The sequence below is a fragment of the Virgibacillus indicus genome (assembly GCF_002266285.1).
GTDB classification, from domain to species: Bacteria; Bacillota; Bacilli; order Bacillales; family Amphibacillaceae; genus Virgibacillus_K; species Virgibacillus_K indicus.
The window spans coordinates 321,393-341,983 of the sequence record NZ_NPMS01000001.1 but is presented as its reverse complement, the minus strand read 5'-3'; the positions used below and the strand labels follow the sequence as shown (position 1 = coordinate 341,983).

General features: G+C 37.0%; 19 protein-coding genes and 1 other annotated feature. Of the genes, 1 reads left to right on the top strand and 18 read right to left on the bottom strand.

The window, feature by feature from the left end; genetic code table 11:
* Positions 1 to 5: 5 nt before the first annotated feature.
* The 3 genes from CIL03_RS01700 to CIL03_RS01690 are packed head-to-tail and all read right to left on the bottom strand — an operon-like array spanning position 6 to position 3,322.
* Positions 6 to 953: a type II secretion system F family protein gene (locus tag CIL03_RS01700; RefSeq protein ID WP_094883480.1), complete on the bottom strand. Its 948-nt coding sequence runs from the start codon at positions 951 to 953 to the stop codon at positions 6 to 8.
* A 4-nt stretch (positions 954 to 957) separates the two neighbouring features.
* On the bottom strand, positions 958 to 2,202 hold the full coding sequence (locus tag CIL03_RS01695) for a TadA family conjugal transfer-associated ATPase (RefSeq protein ID WP_240507978.1): 1,245 nt from the start codon (positions 2,200 to 2,202) through the stop codon (positions 958 to 960).
* A complete protein-coding gene (locus CIL03_RS01690) occupies positions 2,192 to 3,322 on the bottom strand; it encodes an AAA family ATPase (RefSeq protein ID WP_094883479.1) in 1,131 nt (376 codons plus the stop codon). Before CIL03_RS01690 ends, CIL03_RS01695 begins: the two co-directional genes overlap by 11 nt.
* A gap of 602 nt (positions 3,323 to 3,924) precedes the next feature.
* Between CIL03_RS01690 and CIL03_RS01685 the strand changes: the two genes are divergently transcribed.
* Positions 3,925 to 5,361 carry a zinc ribbon domain-containing protein gene (locus CIL03_RS01685; protein ID WP_094883478.1) on the top strand — a complete coding sequence of 479 codons (1,437 nt, stop codon included), beginning with the start codon at positions 3,925 to 3,927 and terminating at the stop codon, positions 5,359 to 5,361.
* 42 nt (positions 5,362 to 5,403) lie between these two features.
* Here the strand turns inward: CIL03_RS01685 and greA are convergent, their stop codons facing one another.
* The 15 genes from greA to cymR all read right to left on the bottom strand — a co-directional run bounded on the left by greA (position 5,404) and on the right by cymR (position 20,451).
* Entirely contained in the window at positions 5,404 to 5,880 is a 477-nt protein-coding gene (greA, locus tag CIL03_RS01680; protein ID WP_094883477.1) for a transcription elongation factor GreA, read from the bottom strand.
* A gap of 136 nt (positions 5,881 to 6,016) precedes the next feature.
* On the bottom strand, positions 6,017 to 6,652 hold the full coding sequence (gene udk, locus CIL03_RS01675) for a uridine kinase (protein WP_094883476.1): 636 nt from the start codon (positions 6,650 to 6,652) through the stop codon (positions 6,017 to 6,019).
* A gap of 17 nt (positions 6,653 to 6,669) precedes the next feature.
* A complete protein-coding gene (locus CIL03_RS01670) occupies positions 6,670 to 7,311 on the bottom strand; it encodes an O-methyltransferase (RefSeq protein WP_094883475.1) in 642 nt (213 codons plus the stop codon).
* Between the two features lie 676 nt (positions 7,312 to 7,987).
* Positions 7,988 to 9,100 (bottom strand): endolytic transglycosylase MltG, encoded by a 1,113-nt coding sequence (gene mltG / locus CIL03_RS01665; RefSeq protein ID WP_094883474.1) that lies wholly within the window; start codon positions 9,098 to 9,100, stop codon positions 7,988 to 7,990.
* Between the two features lie 132 nt (positions 9,101 to 9,232).
* On the bottom strand, positions 9,233 to 9,520 hold the full coding sequence (locus tag CIL03_RS01660) for a DUF1292 domain-containing protein (protein WP_094883473.1): 288 nt from the start codon (positions 9,518 to 9,520) through the stop codon (positions 9,233 to 9,235).
* A gap of 12 nt (positions 9,521 to 9,532) precedes the next feature.
* Positions 9,533 to 9,946, bottom strand: coding sequence for a Holliday junction resolvase RuvX (gene ruvX / locus CIL03_RS01655; RefSeq protein ID WP_094883472.1), 414 nt, complete (start codon positions 9,944 to 9,946; stop codon positions 9,533 to 9,535).
* Positions 9,947 to 10,213 (bottom strand): IreB family regulatory phosphoprotein, encoded by a 267-nt coding sequence (locus tag CIL03_RS01650; RefSeq protein ID WP_094883471.1) that lies wholly within the window; start codon positions 10,211 to 10,213, stop codon positions 9,947 to 9,949. It lies immediately after the preceding gene.
* A gap of 148 nt (positions 10,214 to 10,361) precedes the next feature.
* Positions 10,362 to 13,001, bottom strand: a complete 2,640-nt coding sequence (alaS, locus tag CIL03_RS01645) for an alanine--tRNA ligase (RefSeq protein ID WP_094883470.1) — start codon at positions 12,999 to 13,001, stop codon at positions 10,362 to 10,364.
* A 51-nt stretch (positions 13,002 to 13,052) separates the two neighbouring features.
* Positions 13,053 to 13,263 (bottom strand) — a binding site (T-box leader).
* A gap of 47 nt (positions 13,264 to 13,310) precedes the next feature.
* Positions 13,311 to 14,375 (bottom strand): AI-2E family transporter, encoded by a 1,065-nt coding sequence (locus CIL03_RS01640; protein WP_094883469.1) that lies wholly within the window; start codon positions 14,373 to 14,375, stop codon positions 13,311 to 13,313.
* Positions 14,376 to 14,421: 46 nt separating this feature from the next.
* A complete protein-coding gene (locus CIL03_RS01635; RefSeq protein WP_094883468.1) occupies positions 14,422 to 14,610 on the bottom strand; it encodes a hypothetical protein in 189 nt (62 codons plus the stop codon).
* A 76-nt stretch (positions 14,611 to 14,686) separates the two neighbouring features.
* Positions 14,687 to 17,008, bottom strand: a complete 2,322-nt coding sequence (gene recD2 / locus CIL03_RS01630) for an SF1B family DNA helicase RecD2 (RefSeq protein WP_094883467.1) — start codon at positions 17,006 to 17,008, stop codon at positions 14,687 to 14,689.
* A gap of 19 nt (positions 17,009 to 17,027) precedes the next feature.
* Positions 17,028 to 17,696, bottom strand: a complete 669-nt coding sequence (locus CIL03_RS01625; RefSeq protein ID WP_094883466.1) for a tetratricopeptide repeat protein — start codon at positions 17,694 to 17,696, stop codon at positions 17,028 to 17,030.
* Between the two features lie 25 nt (positions 17,697 to 17,721).
* Positions 17,722 to 18,834, bottom strand: a complete 1,113-nt coding sequence (gene mnmA, locus CIL03_RS01620; protein ID WP_094883465.1) for a tRNA 2-thiouridine(34) synthase MnmA — start codon at positions 18,832 to 18,834, stop codon at positions 17,722 to 17,724.
* Positions 18,835 to 18,849: 15 nt separating this feature from the next.
* Positions 18,850 to 19,992, bottom strand: coding sequence for a cysteine desulfurase family protein (locus CIL03_RS01615; protein ID WP_094883464.1), 1,143 nt, complete (start codon positions 19,990 to 19,992; stop codon positions 18,850 to 18,852).
* A gap of 39 nt (positions 19,993 to 20,031) precedes the next feature.
* Positions 20,032 to 20,451 (bottom strand): cysteine metabolism transcriptional regulator CymR, encoded by a 420-nt coding sequence (gene cymR, locus CIL03_RS01610; RefSeq protein WP_094883463.1) that lies wholly within the window; start codon positions 20,449 to 20,451, stop codon positions 20,032 to 20,034.
* Positions 20,452 to 20,591 lie beyond the last annotated feature (140 nt).

Below are 20,591 nucleotides of genomic sequence, written 5' to 3'. Positions count from 1 at the left end.
CTGCATCACACCTTAATATCCATAATTCGCTGTCCAATCCAATAAGCAAATACAAGTAATCCCAAACAAACAGTCATAATTATCGGGCCATTGTTGCTCCATTCATACATCGGTGCCAAGTAATCTTCTGCGGTATATTTTAATAACAAAATCATTGCCAATGGAGCAACACTCATTATTTTTGATTCAAATTTCTTTTGCGAAACCATTACAGCAACATCCTGTTGAATATCAATTTTTTCACTTATAATATCTGATGTTCTGCGAATAACTTCAACAAGATTTCCGCCTGTACGTTTACAGGTAATAAATACCTCTGCAAAATTCTGGACATCTTCAATATCTGACCGATCACTGAAATCTTGGATAGCACTTTCTATTGTTTCCCCATTTTCCACTCTGCGATTTATTACCTCAAATTCTTTAATAATCAATGTGTTTGGGTCCGGGTATAGCAGATACAGATCTGCAACTACTTCAATAAAACTGTTTTCAATGGATCTGCCTGCCGCAAGTGAAGAAGATAAAGAAGCAATTGCCTCTTTAAATTGCAATTTCAGTTTTTCTTTGCGTTTTTCAAGTAGCTTCTTCTTTTGTATCTTTGGATATAGAAATCCGAGCGCACCTATAATTGCTGCTGCAATAATGCTTTCATAGAACAAATATCCCACGAAGAAAAAGAATACAGAGGCAATAAATGCATAGAAAAGATATTCTTTAACTGATAAATGATAGACGGAATAGTCAACCAGATGTCCTCTGACTTCCTTGTTTGCTTTTGCTTTCATTTTCTCCATAAAATGTTTCTTTTTGAGCAATTCCAGTTCTGTGTTTTCTTCAGATCTGCCTGAAGTATCCAGTCCGTTCGCTTCTCTTTTTTTTCTTTTGGATACAGCAATGAAATATCCAATAATTAATCCTATTAGAATTATGATTAAAAGTATATCAGTCATTTCTTCACCCGCTAACTGATTCTTTATCGACAGATACCCCTGCCAACTGTGCTTTTGATTTATTCGTTAAAGTATTCCCTGTTGCTTTTAGAGAACCGACAACTTTTCCATTCTCATCTTCGTAATCTTCGATGAATTCATACAATGGATTCAATATTACTTCTCCGCCTTCAACACCAATAATTTCACTTATGGCAACTACTTTTCTTGAGTTATCACGTAAGCGCATCAAATGAATCATAATATCAATTGCGGAACTTATTTGCTTTCTAATTACTTCTACTGGCAAATTCGCACCATTTAATACCATTGTTTCCAGCCTGCTAAGCATATCTTTTGTTGAGTTGGCATGTCCGGTGGAAAGTGAACCGTCGTGGCCGGTATTCATCGCCTGCAGCATGTCTAATGCTTCAGCGCCGCGAACCTCTCCAACAATTATTCTGTCAGGTCTCATACGCAGAGAAGACCTGATCAAATCCCGGATTGAGATTTCCCCTTTTCCTTCTGTGTTAGCATTCCGCGTCTCCAGACTAACAAGGTTAGGTACACTTTTAATTTGCAATTCAGCCGAATCTTCGATTGTTATAATACGCTCATCCATTGGGATAAAATTACTTAAAACATTCAGGAAGGTTGTTTTTCCGGATCCGGTTCCGCCGCCGATGAAAATGTTATATTTTGAGACAACCAGTTTATGTAAGAAGTCTGCTGCATCCTGTGTAAGTGAATCGAATTTAATCAAATCTTCTATCATAAGAGGCTTATCCGGGAATTTACGAATGGTCATGACAGGCCCCTTTAAAGCAATCGGCGGAAGAACTACGTTTACCCTTGAACCATCCTGCAGTCTCGCATCGACTATCGGTGAAGATTCATTTACTACTCTGTCAACCCTGGACACAATTGCCTGTATTATATCTTCAAGCTTCTGTTCACTCTCAAATTGAATATTGACCTGAGAGGTGACGCCATTTTTTTCAATGAAGACTTCCTTATGATTATTAATCATAATCTCGGTAATCGTCTTATCATCGATTAAAGGCTGCAGCACATCGTATCCTCTAAAAGCATTAAATATTCGTTCAACCAGATATTTAATTTCACTTGAATTGATTTTATGCTCTTTTGCATAATCAAAAACTGCCGCTTCAACATATTCTCTTAATTCATCATTTTTAATCGAATGCATTAAATCCAATGTTTCACGCAACTGCATAATTAAATCTTTTATCACCTGTTCATTCTCCAACAGTGGCAGCTCCCTCCATCTCATTCTTGATTTTTTCATGAATGATAGCTTGAATTTCCTGATTGAAGATTTCATTCCCAAGTATTTCTGTACTGGACTGGACTGACGACCAGTTAGGTATGAATGGCAGATAGCCATCAACTGTAATCCCAAATTCCTCCATGTGCCCGGTCATTGTACCTGCATATTTGTTAATAATAACAATTAATTTATCCTTCACAATATTTTCTTTACCAACCAGTTTTTCCTCTTCTTCGAAAAAAGCTTTTGTCTTCAATAAACTCTGCACATCATTTGAAATATTCCAAATCACTTGATCACAGTCTTTAAGAACGGCAATGTTCCTTTCGGCCAATGAACTATCCAAATCAACAATCACATAATCATAAACTCCAGTCCCGACTATACCGTCAATCAGGGTTTTCACGTTCTGTTCATTCATTTCAAGCATCTCATCTCCGCTGATTTCCAAATCAAAGTAATCAACCATGGAATATGGATCGTATTTCTTTAATCCTTCTATTTTTGAAAGGAGCTGTTTGGATTCCGCCTTCACATAATAAAAGATTTGCAGAGATGGATCGTCTTCAGGTGATGTGAAATATAATTTTGTTGAATTAAAAACTTCAAGATTCAAATAAAATACTTTTGAATTATTTAACGCCAGCTGCTTGGATAAATTGACTGCAACTGTAGTTTTTCCTGACCCTCCAACAGGTGAATACACTGATAGAACTTTCGTTTGTTTACTTCTCGCCAGTAATTTCCCCGCAGTCTCATTCCGTTCATAGTAAATAGAAAGGACACTGGAAACCAGCTGGTTCAACCGCTGATATCTGTATACTGCTTCATACGATTTATTTCCAGCAGCGAATAAATCATCTTCAAGCAATATGACAGTTATTTGAGGCTTCAGGATTAGATCATCGCTATACATTTGAGGGTTTATCAATAAAATATCAATATTAGCCTCTTCGCTCATATATGACTTTAGCTTTTCCTTATCCGAAAAATATGTAACTATAAATCTGGATGTTTCATTTGATGAGCGCATATAGGATGATAATGATTCCAAATAGCTCAAATTGTTGTCTGCAATCACAATACGGATTTTTTTCATTTATACACCACCAAATATCTTCTTAAGAATATAATCTCCTATAAATATTACTAAAAATGTCACAAAATAAAAGCTAAAAACACAAAAACAGTCATTTTTTCCTATATATATACGGATTTTTATCTTGAATTCGAGACAAATATAACCTATGCATAGTTTTCAATAACTAAATCCATATCTTTTTTAATATTCATTTAAAAAAGTATGTGTTTTAATGTGATATTTATCATTTTTTAATATTTTCATCAATAATATACATGTTCTTTAATTCCTTGAAAAATTGAAATTATGTTAAAACTCCATTGATGATTCTTATTGTTCGGTTCTTTATTCCTATTAATTGTTTAATCCGGATGAAAATTTACATTTTTGTAACAGAATTGTAATATTGATCAATTTCTTCAACAAGGTCTCGAAAGCTTTTATCTATTGGTTTTTAATCACTTTTCTCTTTCTAAATAACCCCCCCTAAAGTTTGGATGTTTATTGCAGATAATTAATAAATACCCATTTAAAAATAATTTAAACAGTATATTAGTTGCATTTTTTTATGTTATTCCTGTGTTACGATTAAAAAGATGAAATAATAAGGGGTGCAATCTATGAAATGTTCAAATTGCGGCAAGGAAAATAAGAAACAGAATCAATTTTGTTCTGAATGCGGAGCTCAATTATCGTCCCAAAGACATTTTCCTGCTAAAAAGAAACCAGGAAAAAAAGTAATCGCACTGACCGGTGCAATCATCCTTTTATTAGCAGGAGCAATTACTTTTTATTTTGTGGGAAAGGCCAGGTTTACTCCAGAAAATACTATTGAGACTTTTGAACAAGCAGTTAAAAATAATAATCCTGATGAAATACATAGCTTGCTGACTTCTTCCGATGAGTCATTATCTATTAATGCCCAGAGCGCAGCAAATCTCATTGAATTTTTATCAGACAACCCTGATATCTTTAAAAATCTGTTAGGGAAGCTCAATGATCAGGGGGGTTATTTAAATGCTTATGGAACCGCCCAGGGTACACAGGGTAATCATGGAACTCTGAACCTGAAAAAAGGAGAAAAGAAATGGCTGTTTTTCGATGAATATAAACTGGAGGTCGTTCCCATTTATATAACATTGTTTACTCAGAATGATGGAATCGACTTATCTATAAATGGCGAAAACGTTGCTTCTTCTTCGGGAGAAAATTATGAAGAGACATTCGGTCCATATATGCCTGGGACCCATGTAGTTGGTGCAAGCTATCAAAATAGCTATACAAATACAGAAACAGAGGATGAGATTAATGCGTTTGAAACCGGAGAGGATACCATTAGGCATGAAATTGGACTTCCACTGACAGAGGTCACTATTGAATCTGATTATGATGAATATCGGTTATTAGTCAACGGCGAAGAAACAGATATTATCATAAATGAGGGAGATAACTTAATAGGAAAATTCCCCGAGGATTCTTCTGATACTGTTCAAATACATAAAGAATTTCCATGGGGGAGCATAAAAAGCGAGGAAAAAACGGTCAGTTCAGGAAGTGTTGAATTTGATGATATTGATGTATTCCAGGAAGTTGAAAAAATCGCTTTGATGGAACGCCTGAATGAAATCTTCATCTCTTATATTGATTCTCTTACAAAACGGGATACATCGGTTTTACATGAGGGAGCAACAGATAATATTAAAAAAGACCTGGAGGAACACCTGGAGTTCACAAGCGACTGGGATTCCCCCTATGAAGGCAGATTAGTAAAAGCGGAATATGATAACTCAAAAATAACCTTTCCTGAATATGATGAGAATCTCAAGGGATATACCATAACACTGAGAGTACACTATATTCTACATGAGCCTGAGGGGCATGCATTCGGCAATTTAAGCTGGCTCCTGAGGGACGAGGAGAAACAGCAGTACACAGCATCAAAAGGGCTGACTCTCCTCTATGATGAAAAGGAGTCTGCCTGGAAACTTCATAAGATTGAAAATGAATATTTCCATCTTTCGACGCGGAACAAGCAGGAATTCACATTTGATAATTAAAATAGAGGCTTGCCGGTGATATCGGCAAGCCTCTATTAGCTTTTACTCTACATTAACAATTTTAACTTGTATATCTCCACCTGGGGTAACTACAGAAACCTCTGCACCAATCTCCTGGCCGATAAGACTTCTTGCCATTGGAGAATCATTTGATATTTTTCCTTCAAATGGATCCGCTTCTGCACTCCCAACAATTGTGTAGGTTTCTTCTTCTCCATCAGGCAATTCTTTAAATGTTACCGATTTACCTAAGGACACAAGATCTGGATTATCATTGTCACTTTCAATAATGACTGCATTGCGTATCATTTTCTCAACCTGTGCAATTCGCGATTCAACAAACGCTTGCTCATCTTTGGCAGCATCATACTCAGAGTTCTCAGACAGATCCCCAAAATCCCGGGCTACTTTTATTCGTTCAACAACTTCCTGCCTTCTTTCCGTTTTTAAATAATGCAGTTCCTCTTCTATTTTCTGTTTCCCCTCTTGCGTCATGTAATAACTTTTCTCTATTGCCATTATAAAAACACTCCTTTTTATATCTTCCAAATACGAAAAAGCAATTTATTGCACTTGCTTATATAACTATACATAATAAATATACTAAACATTACTATGGCAGAATATATTTAAATTTTCAATACGTAACGGATAATTATTTATTTCTGTTTTTCGACAAAATCGTTTCTATTTTGGTAGCCATTATATCAATAGCTACATGATTCTGACCACCTTCAGGAATTATAATATCTGCATAACGTTTTGTCGGTTCGATAAATTGTAAATGGGATGGTCTGACATTGCTCAAATATTGATCAATTACAGAATCCAATGTTCTCCCCCGCTCTTTTAAATCCCTTAGCAGGCGGCGGATAATCCTTAAATCAGCATCGGTATCCACAAATACCTTAATATCCATCAGATCAACTAACCTAGGATCTTCCAATATAAGAATTCCTTCAAGAATGATTACTTCCTTGGGTTCAACTAAAACTGTTTCATCAGAACGGGTATGAATTTTATAATCATATACAGGCTTCTCAATGGACTGGTGATCCATTAAAGTGTGGAGATGCTCAATCAGCAGATCATTGTCAAATGCCAATGGATGATCATAATTTGTATTTAACCTTTCCTCTAAAGGAAGGTGGCTCTGATCCTTATAATAATAATCCTGTTCAATGACAAGAATTGTTTTATCCGAAAAGCGTTTGCATATGGAACGGGTTACAGATGTTTTCCCGCTGCCGCTTCCACCAGCAACACCAATAACGACTGGTTTGTTTTTCATTAAAATTAATGCCCCTTTCAACTGTTTTTAAGGCTAATGGCAATACCATCACCAATTGGCACAATGGATGTTGTGAAATCAGGATGTTGCACAAGTAATTCATTGTACTGCCGAATTTTTTCCACCATTTTTTTATGTCTTGGATGAGCATTATCCGGTACGGCTACATGCCCTCTAAATAATACATTATCAGAGAGAATTAAGCCATTATGATCTAAAAGGGGACTAGCCAGTTCGAAAAATCGTTTATACTGTCCTTTTGCTGCATCAATGAAAATAAAATCAAAAACTTCTTCATTCTTTGCTAAATCACTTATCTTTTCTAATGCATCCCCGAGTATAACTGTAATATTCTCTTCTTTATTTTGTTTATTTATATTATCAATTGCTTGGTGATAGCGTCCTTCATCCTTCTCTATTGTAGTAATGGATGCGTCAGGATAAGCCTCCAGCATTCGTAATGCGGAATAACCTATCGCCGTACCAATTTCCAATATTTTTTTTGGTTTCTTCAGTCTTATCAGCTGCATAGTGAAGTTCATACTGACTGGATCCATTATTGGAACATTGTCCCTCTTGGCTTGATTCTCCAGTTCCATTACCCACGCTTTCTTTTCTGGCAATGTTTGCTGTAAATAATTTATTATTTGTTCATCCATGCAAAAACCTCGTTTTTGTATTAGGCTGTCTTCTAAAAAATTGTGATTGTTATTGACTCAAAATCTATAAACTGCGACCTACTTAGCATCTGCTAAAATCGCCGTTCGGAATCGCTCCGGGCGGATGCGCATCCTTAGGGCACGGCCTCAGCCTCCTCGAGAAAACTACTCTGCTCAGGTCTGGACTCGTGCTATTTCCGCAGAACAAGGAAGGCTACGTCAGCGTGACATCGCACGAAGAAAAAGTGTTTTTCTTTTTCGAGGAGTCACCGCCCTTCGCTCACCCGAACTGGTTAGTGGTTTGATGTTTGTATATTTAATGATAATACAGTTCATCGGTAGTAACCTGAATACTAGCGAAGGAAATACACTGAGACTCCTTGAAAATACAGATCGATTTTCTGCGTGCGATGCATTGCTTCCGTAGCTTTCCTTGTCCTGCGGGAAAGCGAAGACGATGAGACCCCACAGGGAGCGTTCTTTGCGACCGAGGAGGCTCATCGCGAGCCCGCGGAAAGCGAAGTGTATTTCCGCAGCGGTCGCCCAACCATCATTTCAAGTAGTTCGCAGTTTCCATCAAATGTGTAGTTTAAAATGCAACAAAGCTTATGAAAAGAGCCTGTATTACGTATAAAAATTGGAAATGTGAAAAAATGATTTCACACTTCCTTTAAATTTAATTAATATGCTCTTCTTTATTTATCAGGTGCTCGTCATGTGTTTCTGCATAATATATGTTTCCGTCACCATCATGTAAAAAATATAAATTATCCGATTCTTCCGGATTAATAACAGCTTCTAACGAGCTTTCGGCAAAGTTAGCTATCGGACCGATTGGCAAACCATCTACATAGTAAGTGTTATATGGTGATTCAACTTCCAAATCGTCCAGTGTTGTTTTTGCCAGATGTTCACCTAATGCATATGCAACGGTTGGATCTGTCTGTAATTTCATAGGCTCGTCCAATCGATTATAAAATACACCAGCAATTTGTTGACGCTGTTCCTGGGAACCTGACTCTTTTTCAACGAGTGAAGCAAACGTAACTGCTTCATGGACTGTAAAATCCCTTGCCGCTATCTCATCGATAAAGGGTGATATAACTGCCTGAGATTTATTCAGCATCTCCATAATCACAGATTCTACCGTTGGTTCTTCTTCATAAAAATTATACGTTGCTGCAAATAGGTAGCCCTCAAGCGGGTATTTAATTTCAGGGTCCAAGATCTCGTCCGATAAGATATTTGGATATGCGTCTATTAATTGTTCAACATAAGCCCTGTCATTTACCTTTTCAAGAAATTCATCTTCTGTAAAGCCTAATTTCCCTGCATAAATGGCAGCCATCTCTTCGATCGTTTTTCCTTCGGGGATGGTTATCGTATACGTTGGATCAGCCATAACAATTCCACTTTTAAGTGATTCGATAATTTCATCAATTTTCATCGCAGGTGAGAAAGTATATTCCCCTGCCTGGAAGCCGGATTCATTTTTAAACTTTATGTAAAAACGAAAAACACGACTGTCTTTTATAATTCCATTTTCCTCTAATAATGAAGCGATAGCAGACGTAGATGATCCTATTGGAATTTCTACATTTATATTTTCATCACTGCCCGGCTCAACAGGCTCTAATGCTGATTTAACATACATATAACCCGAAATCCCACCAATAACCAAGATAAGAATCAGAGAAATAACAATTATAGAAACAATTTTTCTTACAGTACTTGCTTCTTCATTTCGAGCAATGAGGTTGTCCTTAAATTTACTTTTCTTTTTGGACATTCCGTATCCCCCTCTCATCCGGTATATTATACTAAAATTCTACAGGATATTCCATTATGAAATATAATGGAGGAAAAATCAAAAGAGCTGATGTCTAAGATTGACATCAGCTCTTATCATCAAACACCAGAATTATTCTTCATTCTCTTCATCTGCTAATGTATGGAGCATCTCTTCGACTATTTCCCACTCTTCATCCGATTCAATAGGAAAAAGTGATAAATCGTTGTCATCTTCATCTTTTTCTTCATAGCGAAAAGCATATACTTCAACTTCTTCATCTTCTGCTTGTTCCACCGGTATTACTGCAATATAGGATTGTTTTGTCTCATCTACATCAAATGTAAACAATACCTCAAATAAATGTTCTTCACCATTTTCATCTGGAATTATTATTCGCTCTTTTTCTTCCAAAGCCATTGTTTCACCCCTTTATTTTTGGTCGAGAAATCCTTGAAGAATCATAACTGCTGCCATTTTATCAATTACTTTTTTTCTTTTTTTTCTGCTCATGTCAGCTTCCAGAAGTATTCGTTCCGCAGCAACCGTTGTCAATCTTTCATCCCATAATACTGTTGGGATATTAAATTTGCTTTCTATATGTTTCGCATAGTTTTCGGATGCTATACCTCTTTCTCCAATGGTACCATTCATGTTTTTGGGAAGACCTACAACAACTTTATCGACATGATGCTGCTCGATTATTATCTTTAATTCGTCATCAGCAGAATGAATATCATCTTCACTCCATTTGATTGTTGTAAGTCCTTGGGCAGTCCATCCCAATTCATCACTTACTGCCACTCCAATTGTTTTAGAGCCAACATCCAGTCCCATGATTTTCATTTACTTATCCTTTTGCTGTTCCAGATAAAATTTCACGAGTTCTTCAATGACCTCATCACGTTCTATCTTTCGGATTAAATTACGCGCATCTTTGTATCTTGGAATGTACGCAGGGTCACCAGATAACAAATAACCCACAATCTGATTAATCGGATTGTATCCTTTTTCTTTCAGTGCTCCATGCACTGTAAACAGGATTTCTTTTATATCCTGGTCGAATGGTTCCTCCGAAAAATTAAATTTCATTGTTTTATCAATTGAACTCATAGTGACACCTCATTCTCAGAATTACTGTGTAGAAATATTTTACGCAATATTCTACTTAACCCTTCATATTTTTAGCTTCTGCCCATATTTTAACATGTTTCGATTATTAATTATATCTTTTTATTATATTTGGGTACAAGACAGTTTATTATTTTGTGTTTTCATTAACATAGTCCACAGCTGTCTCGAGAGCCGCATCTATTTTCTGCGGATCTTTTCCGCCGGCCTGAGCCATGTCCGGACGACCTCCACCGCCACCACCGCATACAGCAGCAGCTGACTTAATTAATTTACCCGCGTGAAGTCCTTGTTCATTTAAATCTTTTGAAACTCCAGCTGCAAGCAATACCTTCCCATTGTTCTCTGCGGCCAGTAATAATATTCCCGAACCAAGCTTTTGTTTCAGGTCATCAACCATATTTCTTAATTGATTCATATCCTTCACATTTACCTTTTGTGCCAATAGCTGAATATTATTGATTGTCTTCACCTGATCTAAAATGGATGAAGCTTCGACATTGGATAATTTGGTGCTTAATGATTCATTTTCTTTCTGTAATACTTTTATTTCCTGAAACAAACCTTCGATCCGCTCAGGCAGCTTCTCCTCACTTGCCTTAACAAGTGCTGCACTGTCCTTGAGCAAAGAAACCTTATCCGTTAAAAACTGATATGCCTGTTTACTTGTAACAGCTTCAACTCTTCGTGTTCCCGCACCGATTCCCGTTTCTGAAACGATTTTGAATAAACCAATTTCTGACGTATTTGCAACATGACATCCACCGCATAACTCAATGCTGTAATCACCAATTTGAACAACACGGACAACATCTCCATACTTCTCGCCGAATAGTGCCATTGCTCCCATTTGTTTGGCTTCTTCTAATTTTTTATTATTAATTACAAGTGAGATTGCTGACCAGATCTTTTCATTTACAATCTCTTCAATTTTTTGCAGCTCTTCTTTCGTAACTGCACTGAAATGAGAAAAGTCAAATCTCAATCGGTCAGGTGTAACGAGTGATCCTGCCTGATTGACATGATCTCCCAATACGTCTTTTAAAGCCTGATGCAATAAATGAGTTGCTGTATGGTTTTTGATTATAAACGTCCGTAACTCTGAATCAATGATTGCTTTTACTTTATCACCCTTTCGAAGTTCTCCATCCTTTACTCGGACACGGTGAACGTTATCTCCCTTTGGTGATTTTTGCACATCCTCTACATAGGCAGAAGCATTATCTGTATAAATCCAGCCATGGTCCGCCACCTGACCACCGCTTTCAGCATAAAAAGGCGTTTCTTTCAGGAAAATGAATACATCACTGCCTGTTTCGGCTGTATCTGTTTCCTCTTTTCCATTTATTATTGCTTCTATGACAGTATCTGTTTGCAGAGTATCATAGCCCCTGAACTCACTGTTGACATTTAAATCACCTAAAATACTATCCTGTACGTGCATTGAATCGACCTTTTGCCTTGCATTTCTTGCCCGCTCACGCTGTTTTTCCATCTCCCGGTTAAATCCAGCTTCATCAATAGTAAAGCCTTGCTGCTGAACATACTCTTCTGTTAATTCTTTTGGAAAACCGTACGTATCGTATAAGCGAAACACCTCTTCACCAGGGAAGACCGTATTTTTTTTACTTTTCTCTTTTTCCATAATAGAAGACAAAATGTCCAGTCCATCATTCAGTGTTTCATGGAAACGTTCTTCTTCGACTTTAACAATATTTTCTATGAACTCTTTTTGTTTCAGCACTTCCGGATAAAAATCCTTCATAATTTCCCCAACGGTTTCAACCAGCTCGTACATAAAAGGTTTTTCAATACCGATTTCCTTAGCGAAGCGAACTGCCCTTCTCAGCAGCCGTCTCAGTACATATCCTCTGCCCTCATTGGAAGGAACTGCCCCATCTCCGATTGCAAAGCTCACTGTTCTAATATGGTCTGCAATTACTTTAAAGGCTGTATCGCTTATCCTGTTTTTTCCGTAAGCTGCATCTGCTAATTCTTCTGTTTTATGAATAATTGGCATGAATAAATCTGTTTCAAAATTGGTAGGTACATTCTGTATTACGGACACCATTCTTTCAAGTCCCATTCCAGTATCGATGTTCTTTTTAGGCAGCGGAGTATACGTATCATCTGGATTATGGTTGAATTGGGAAAATACAAGGTTCCATATCTCCAGATAACGTTCATTTTCTCCACCCGGATAGAGCTCAGGATTGTTTGGATCATTTCCATATTTCTCGCCGCGATCATAGAAAATTTCAGTATTTGGTCCACTTGGCCCTTCACCAATATCCCAGAAGTTTTCCTCCAGACGAATAATTCTTTCCTTTGGAACTTTTATATCATTCAGCCAGATATCATATGCTTCATCATCTTCGGGATGGACGGTAACAGACAATAATTCTTCATCAAACCCGATCCATTTTTCACTTGTTAAGAATTCCCATCCCCATTCAATTGCCTCTTTTTTAAAATAATCGCCAATGGAAAAGTTCCCAAGCATTTCAAAGAAAGTGTGATGTCTTGCAGTAAATCCAACGTTTTCAATATCATTGGTCCGAATTGATTTTTGCGCATTCACAATCCGCGGGTTTTCCGGGATCACCCTTCCATCAAAGTATTTTTTTAATGTCGCCACACCACTGTTTATCCACAATAATGTGGGGTCGTCCTTTGGTACAAGAGATGCACTGGGTTCTATCCGATGTCCTTTTTCCTTAAAAAAATCAATAAACATTTGTCTTACTTCTGCAGATGATAATTGTTTCATATATATCCTCCTTTTTACTTCCGAAAAATAAAAAAATCCCCTCTCTGCTTATGCAGGGACGAGATATTTTCGCGGTACCACCCTTATTATGAATAATTTAAAATTATCCATCACTTGGATCATGTTAACGGTGTGAGACCGACGGGAATTAACCGTACTCCAGCTTAGCTTTCCATGGTTCTGATTTAGGATTTCTTCCAGCCTCTGGAAATCCCTCTCTTGAAATCGAATTTCATGTACTCATAACCTTCAACGTGTTTTTATCATTTTATTTACTTAGCGATATTATAGAAAACTTCTGCGTTAATGTCAATTATATGGCCGCAATACCATTACATGTTTCATTATTACCCGAAGTATGGTCAGCAGTGGAACAGCCAGAATCATACCGGCTACTCCGAATAGCTTTCCCCCAAGCAAAAGGGCAAATATAATAGCAATCGGATGAATATTAATGCTCTTTCCCACAATATAGGGGGAGAGTAAATTACTCTCAATTAATTGGATTATAAAAATAGAGATTACTACAACAATAACAAGCTTTCCCGACATGGTTAAAGTGATAGCCACAGCCGGAACTGCACCAATTATCGGACCAAAATATGGGATGATATTAGTAATCCCAATAATTATCGCCAGCAGCAGGGCATATTTGATGTTAAACAAATGAAATATAATCAATGTTGTAATACTTACAAAAAAACACACGAATAATTGTCCGCGTATATAATTGCCTAAATTTTCATCAATTGCATGCAGCATCTGACTGCACTGTTTTTTATATTTTTGCGGAATGAATTTTTTGACGTAATCCTTTATTTTGGTGTAATCCTTAAGAAAATAAAAAACCAAAACGGGGATAACTGTAAGAATTACTATCATATCAAATATCTTTGTAAAACCGCCCAATATCTTTCCAATTAGTTCATCGGTTTTATTCTCCACACTGATTATCAATTGGTCAATCTTGTCATGCACTGCTTCAGGCAAAAAAGACGTATATTCATACAGCTGATAAATCAGTTCTTCATACATTGCAATAAACTGTGGAAGCTGTTCATTAAAATCGTTCAGCTGGATGATTAACATGGGATAAACACGGTAAATTAAATAAGCTAATCCGCCAAAAAATAATAAATAAATAAACAATATAGCTAATCCTCTAGGAATTTTCCAGCTGTTTATTTTATTGATTACAGGATATAGTAAATATGCAATCAAGCATGCAACAATAAAAGGGGAAAACAGACTCCAGAGAAATGAAAAAACAGTTCCATACAATGGGAACAGTTTTACAAGTAAATATATAAATAAAAATACAAAAATACCAGCAATAACCCAATATAAAAAGTTTAATGCTTTTTTATTGAACATAGCGGTTCTCCCCTTAGTACAATTTCGTTTATTCTGCTGCTAAGGTTTACCACTCTAATTTTCTTTCATCCTCAGAAAATAGATCATTTAGCGAACTTAATGATCCATCTGCTTCAACCTGATGAATTGTTAATTTCTCATCATCCACTGTCATTTCAATAAAACAGGTCCAGCAATAATAATTCTGAGCACCTATTTTGCCGATATCCTTGCCATTACAATTCGGGCATCGCATTACGTAAACTCCTCTTTTTTAAAAAATACAGTTATTAGATTATGCTAACCCGAATTTATTTATTTTATACATTCCGCTACATAAAATCATACGGCGATATTTCCTTCTCCTCCGTTTCTTCATCTGTTTCTTTCCTTGGCAGATCTTTCAATCTTTCAATAAGCTGTTCCTTTAAGGAAGTAAAACGTCTGTTTGTATCAACCGTTTGTACTCCTTTAAGAAAGGCATTTATTTCACCGCATATTATTAAAGACTCCTTGCTCCTCGTAATCGCGGTATACAATAGATTTTTTCTAAGCATACGGTTGTATGCTGAAACGACAGGAAGAATTACAATTGGAAACTCGCTTCCTTGTGATTTGTGAATCGATACACAGTATGCGAGTGTAATATTCACATAATCTTTTCGCTCATACACCACTTCTTTCCCATCAAAAAGGATAACCAGTTGTTCCACATTCTCCGTATTTTCATCTTCCTCAAAGATGGCAGCTACTTCTCCAATATCACCATTATAAACCCCGTCTTCCGGCTGATTAACAAGCTGCAGAACTTTATCGCCAATCCTGAACACCGAATCACTCACTTTTACTTCTCGCTTTCTGGAGGATTTGGGGTTGATCAGCTGCTGAAGCTGTTTATTTATCATTGTAATCCCTGCCTGACTCCGATACATCGGTGCAAGAACCTGAATCTCCTTTAAATCAATACCTTTATTTTCCGCCTTCTTAAAAATTTCTAAAATAACATCAATCATTTGATATTCATGACAGGCAATGAAACTAAAATCCCTATCATTTTGCAGTTTTTCCTTTGTGCATGTACCATTTTTAATGTCATGGGCGAGGTGGATAATCTTTGATCCTTCTTTTTGGCGATATACTTCATTCAGGCTCACACATGGAATTAATTCACTGCTTAGCAAATCAGATAATACCTGTCCCGGACCAACAGAAGGCAGCTGATCCTCATCCCCGACAATTAAAACCTGCATATCATCAGGTATTGCCTTGAACAGACTGTTTGCAAGCCAAATGTCTACCATTGAAAACTCATCCACAATTAAGTATTTTCCTATGAGAGGTTCATTTTGATTTTTTTCAAAGCCCTCTCTTCCATCCCATCCTAAAAGTCTATGGATAGTAACAGCTGGCAGACCGGTAGATTCATTTAATCGTTTTGCAGCCCTACCTGTCGGTGCAGTTAAAATAAATGGAAAATCAGATTTATTGTCATAATCTTTCAGATCCAGCGAGACACCATGAATCTCTGCATATGCTTTTAGAATTCCTTTTACAACCGTCGTTTTCCCAGTGCCCGGCCCGCCTGTCACAATCATTGCCTTGGAATGCAATGCCTGATTAATCGCATTAAATTGCTCTTTGCCATAGCTTAAAACTTCTGTTTCTTCAATGTCACCGATGATTCTCATCAATTCTGCAAGGGTTGTTTCATGCTCAATCGGTTTCGAAATTATTCTTTTTACATGTGCGGCAAACCCGTCCTCCGCATAATAGAGTGAAGGAATATAAACATTCCCATTTTGGATAATAATAGATTTATCCGTGTTTAATTCTTCTAATCTGTCTGTAATTATAGTTTCAGATATGGACTCATTGGATAATAAATTCATTACCAGATAAACACATGATTCCAATGGCAGAAATACATTTCCATCCTGAATACTTTTTTGCAGAACATAAATACACCCCGCACCAATACGATTAGGGTGTGTTAAAGAGAGGCCGTTTTGTCTGGCTATCTCATCAGCTGTATTAAATCCAAACCCTTCGATATCGAAAACATATTGGTAGGGATCCTCTTCCAAAACATCAATAGCTTCATCTTTATATTCCTGATATACTTTCTGAGCCATTTTCAGTCCAATTCCATATTTGGATAAATTGACGACAATATGCTCAAACCCCTGATTTTCCTGCAAGGTTCTTGAAAGTGTTTCTGCCGTCTCCTTCTTTATTCCGGGAACTTCATTTAAGACATCCGGTTGCCTGAGAATTTTGGAGATGGCACTTTCACCCAATTGTTTGACAATCCGGGAAGCTGTTTTTTTTCCAACACCATAAAACAAATCACTGGACAAATATGCTATAATACCATCCTTACTATCTGGAATAAAGGTCTGGTAAGAATCAACTTTATATTGCAATCCGAATTTGGCATGTTTTTCAAAATCCCCATAAAAACAGTAGGTTGTTTGTTCCTGGAGGTTGGAAAAATAGCCTTTAGCGACAATCTCTTTTTCCTTAAAATCTTCATTTGTTTCAATGATTTTAATTTTAGCAATCGAAAAATGTTCGGCTTCATTGTGAAAAATCGTATAAAGAAGCTCACCCTTGATATATTTTCGATTATTATTAGATTGCTGCTCCATCTCCATCATTAACAACCTCGCTATCTTACTCTTCGATATTGTTTCCTAATCTTTCAATATTCTGCTTGCCATTTGCAGCCAAATGATGATCCGGCTGTATGCGCAATGCCTCTTTAAAATAGTGCAATGCTGTTTTTGAATCATCATTAAACAGCGCAATGACACCCAAATTATAATGGGCATCACTATGCTCTGAATTTATTTCCAAAACTTTTTCAAATGTAGATTTTGCGTCTGTAATATGGTCACTCTGTGCAAGTGAAAGACCGTATTGGAAAAGAATTTCCTCATCATCCTGATCCAGTTCTGAAGCACGAAGTAAATATGGCAAAGAAAGTTTATACTGCTCCTGTTCCTGCAGTGTCATTCCAAGCATATAATAAACATCGCCTTCTTCCAGACCCAGTTCAATAGCTTTTTGGTAGTTCTCCTGCGCTTTTGGATAAATTGATTCTTCAAAATAAAGATTGCCTAATCCGTAATATGCAGTTGCTGCATATGGATCAATTTCAACTGCTCTTTCGTAAAATCGCTGTGCTCGTGTATAATCTTTAACATGAAGCAACAGGTTCCCAAAATTTATAAAACCCAAAGGATTATTTGGCTCTTCTTCAATTACTTCAGAAAATAGTGCTGCTGCTTTCTCAAATTGATTATCTTTCATTAAATTAATAGCTTTCGTATTTTTATCCATCTGAGTACTCCTAACTTCTAAAGCTTTATCCAACATATTTAAGCTTCTGGTTATCTTTAACTATTTCATCAATCGTACCGCCGCCGAGGCACACATCGCCATCATAAAACACAACTGCTTGTCCTGGCGTAATTGCCCTCTCTTCTTCTGCAAAATCCACTTTTACATTACCATCCTCAATTAAAGTAACTGTGACATTGCTGTCTTTTTGACGATAGCGGAATTTTGCCGTACAGTTAAATGTTCTCTCAACAGTATCGGGATGAATCCAGTTAACATCTGATGCTATAAGGCCATCTGAATACAGATAATCATTTGAATAACCTTGCTCTACATACAGAATATTTTCTTTTACATTTTTTCCGACAACAAACCATGGATCACCGGCTCCACCGATTCCCAGACCCTGACGTTGTCCAAGGGTATAATACATTAATCCATCATGCTTGCCCTTAACAACACCATCCAATGTTGTCATTTCACCAGGCTGAGCCGGAAGGTATTCGCTTAAAAACTCTTTGAAATTACGTTCGCCAATAAAGCAAATTCCTGTACTGTCTTTTTTTGTTGCAGTAACAAGGCCATGCTCCTTGGCAATTTCCCTTACCTCAGATTTTGGCATATGACCTAACGGAAACATAACTTTTTCAAGCACATCTTCTGTCAATTGATTCAGGAAATACGTCTGATCCTTATTATCATCCACACCTCGCAGCATTTCATAGCGCCCATTGTTATTTCGTACCTGTGCATAATGCCCTGTAGCTAAATAATCTGCACCAAGAGAGACCGCATGATCAAGAAATGCTTTAAATTTTATTTCCTTATTGCACATTACATCAGGGTTAGGAGTTCTTCCTGCTTTATATTCATCCAGAAAATAAGTGAAAACCTTATCCCAATACTGTTTTTCAAAATTGACTGCATAGTATGGAATATCTATTTGATTGCATACACGGACAACATCATCAAAATCCTCGGTAGCTGTGCATACTCCAAATTCATCTGTGTCATCCCAATTTTTCATAAAAATGCCGACTACATCATAGCCCTGTTCTTTCAGTAACAATGCAGCTACAGATGAATCAACACCGCCGCTCATTCCAATTACTACTCGTATATCTTTATTGCTTTTCATATGACTCACTTTCCTTTACGATGTTAATCGTTTTATAATTTTTGCAACTCTGTTAGCCGCTTCTGTTACATTTTCAATTGTATTAAATATACCAAAACTGAAGCGAATCGAGTTCTGGGTACATTCATTATTTTCTCCAAACATCGCCGTTAATACATGTGAAGGCTCTACAGAACCAGCTGTACAAGCACTGCCGCTGGATGCAGCTATTCCGCTTAAATCAAAATTAGTAAGAAGTTTTTCCACATTAGTCCCCGGAAAGCTTATGTTAACAATTGATGGAATTCCTGACTCTAAGTCTCCATTAACTTCAAAATCAATTTTGTTTTTTTCTAATTCCTCTAAAAACTTCATCTTAAAACCCTGATATAATTCGCTGCGTTTATTCTTTTCCGACATTGCTAATTCCACCGCTGTTTTAAAACCGGCAATTCCTGCAACATTTTCTGTGCCAGCACGGCGTTTACGTTCCTGTTCCCCGCCAAATTGCAATGCATTCAACTTCACGTTTTCCGAAGCATACAGGAACCCAATACCTTTGGGTCCATTAATCTTATGGGATGAAACACTTAGCAGATCTATCCCCATGTCCTTAACATTGATATCCAATAAACCAAAGGCTTGAACGGCATCTGTGTGAAAATATGCCTGATGTTCCTTTAAGATTACACCAATCTCTTTAATTGGCTGAATCATTCCAGTCTCATTATTTACATACATTACTGAAACGAGAATTGTTTCATCCGTTAATGCACTACCAAGGTCATCTGCAGAAATTTTTCCATTTTCATAAACAGGGAGGTAAGTTACTTTGAATCCTTGTTTTTCAAGTTCCTCAGCAGTATGAAGTGTGGCATGATGCTCCTGGCTTGTTGTTATAATATGGTTGCCTTTTTCACGATTTGCCAAAGCAGTGCCTATAAGCGCCAGATTATCTGCTTCCGTTCCACCACTGGTAAATATAATTTCTTTTTCATTTGCGTTGATGCTTTTTGCCATAACCCGTCTTGCCTCGTCCAATTGCTGTCTGGCTTTTCTGCCAAACGAATGGACACTTGACGGATTTCCGAATACTTCGTTATATACTGGATACATCGCTTCAATAACCCGCTTGTCCATAGGTGCAGTTGCCGCATGATCCATATAGATTTGCTCCATGCCAATCCTATTCCTTTCTGTCCTTTTTGAACATCGTCTTTAAATATAAAACATATACGCATCACGAGGTTCGTCATCATTATGATGTGATAAATCATCGAGTGTTGTCGTATCGAGTACATCCTTTACAGCGTCTCGAATTCGCATCCATAATGCCTGCTTGGCCGGTTCTTCATCCTCAATGCCTTCCACCGGAGTAATTGGACCTTCAAGTACCCTTATGATATCCCCCGCAGTTATTTCCGTTGCTTCCCTGGCTAAAACATAGCCGCCATATGCACCGCGAATGCTTTTAATGAGCCCCGCATTCCTTAAAGGAGAAGCCAGCTGCTCCAAATAATGTTCAGACAGATCATTATCACGCGCAATTGATTTTAGTGAAGTCGGGCCATCCCCCTGCTTTTTTGCCAATGCTATCATTATTGTTAAACCATATCTTCCTTTGGTTGAAATCTTCATTCAGTACACCTCTATTGTAATTACAATCAGTTATATCATTATCATTCATACATTAATACATGGTATTATAGCATGAATGGTGTGTGTCATGCATTTTATCCGTATTATATTTAAACTAAAGTAAACAATCACTTATTTTA

Excerpts from the sequence above, each read along its gene's own strand:
- CIL03_RS01690 (WP_094883479.1), bottom strand. The coding sequence starts at position 3,322 with ATGAAAAAAATCCGTATTGTGATTGCAGACAACAATTTGAGCTATTTG.
- greA (WP_094883477.1), bottom strand. The coding sequence starts at position 5,880 with ATGGCAATAGAGAAAAGTTATTACATGACGCAAGAGGGGAAACAGAAA.
- cymR (WP_094883463.1), bottom strand. The coding sequence starts at position 20,451 with ATGAAGATTTCAACCAAAGGAAGATATGGTTTAACAATAATGATAGCA.
- CIL03_RS01650 (WP_094883471.1), bottom strand. The coding sequence starts at position 10,213 with ATGAGTTCAATTGATAAAACAATGAAATTTAATTTTTCGGAGGAACCA.
- CIL03_RS01640 (WP_094883469.1), bottom strand. The coding sequence starts at position 14,375 with ATGTTCAATAAAAAAGCATTAAACTTTTTATATTGGGTTATTGCTGGT.
- udk (WP_094883476.1), bottom strand. The coding sequence starts at position 6,652 with ATGAAAAACAAACCAGTCGTTATTGGTGTTGCTGGTGGAAGCGGCAGC.
- CIL03_RS01700 (WP_094883480.1), bottom strand. The coding sequence starts at position 953 with ATGACTGATATACTTTTAATCATAATTCTAATAGGATTAATTATTGGA.
- CIL03_RS01635 (WP_094883468.1), bottom strand. The coding sequence starts at position 14,610 with ATGCGATGCCCGAATTGTAATGGCAAGGATATCGGCAAAATAGGTGCT.
- CIL03_RS01615 (WP_094883464.1), bottom strand. The coding sequence starts at position 19,992 with ATGGAGCAAATCTATATGGATCATGCGGCAACTGCACCTATGGACAAG.
- CIL03_RS01625 (WP_094883466.1), bottom strand. The coding sequence starts at position 17,696 with ATGGATAAAAATACGAAAGCTATTAATTTAATGAAAGATAATCAATTT.
- mnmA (WP_094883465.1), bottom strand. The coding sequence starts at position 18,834 with ATGAAAAGCAATAAAGATATACGAGTAGTAATTGGAATGAGCGGCGGT.
- ruvX (WP_094883472.1), bottom strand. The coding sequence starts at position 9,946 with ATGAAAATCATGGGACTGGATGTTGGCTCTAAAACAATTGGAGTGGCA.
- recD2 (WP_094883467.1), bottom strand. The coding sequence starts at position 17,008 with ATGGAGATGGAGCAGCAATCTAATAATAATCGAAAATATATCAAGGGT.
- alaS (WP_094883470.1), bottom strand. The coding sequence starts at position 13,001 with ATGAAACAATTATCATCTGCAGAAGTAAGACAAATGTTTATTGATTTT.
- CIL03_RS01685 (WP_094883478.1), top strand. The coding sequence starts at position 3,925 with ATGAAATGTTCAAATTGCGGCAAGGAAAATAAGAAACAGAATCAATTT.
- mltG (WP_094883474.1), bottom strand. The coding sequence starts at position 9,100 with ATGTCCAAAAAGAAAAGTAAATTTAAGGACAACCTCATTGCTCGAAAT.
- CIL03_RS01660 (WP_094883473.1), bottom strand. The coding sequence starts at position 9,520 with ATGGCTTTGGAAGAAAAAGAGCGAATAATAATTCCAGATGAAAATGGT.
- CIL03_RS01670 (WP_094883475.1), bottom strand. The coding sequence starts at position 7,311 with ATGGATGAACAAATAATAAATTATTTACAGCAAACATTGCCAGAAAAG.